This window comes from Seonamhaeicola marinus (assembly GCF_008085455.1).
This window is the reverse complement of record NZ_VSDQ01000347.1, coordinates 1-310: the sequence shown is the minus strand read 5'-3', so window position 1 is coordinate 310 and position 310 is coordinate 1. Positions and strand designations below refer to the sequence as shown.

Genomic DNA, 310 nt, shown 5'->3' with positions numbered 1-310 from the left:
ATTTTATCGGCTGAAGAATTGGAGCAACTATTAGGCGGATTAGAAGTTTTAGCAGCACAAATTGAAGAAGGCTCTTTTGTTATTGATGCACAGTTTGAAGATGTACATTCTAAAATAGAATTTGAATTGACTAAAACGTTAGGTGATGTTGGAAAGAAAATACATACGGCGCGCTCCAGAAACGATCAGGTTTTAGTGGCTTGCCATTTGTATTACAAAGAAAACTTGCAGTTAATTAAACAAAAAACTAAAACTTTTTTTGATACGCTTTTAGGTTTAGCAGAAACGCATAAAGATAAATTATTACCAG

At 33.2% G+C, this 310-nt stretch carries 1 protein-coding gene; it reads left to right on the top strand.

What is annotated here, in order from left to right; all coding sequences use genetic code 11:
• Positions 1-310: lyase family protein (locus FUA24_RS25645; RefSeq protein WP_246146953.1), on the top strand; the 310-nt coding region annotated here is incomplete at both ends.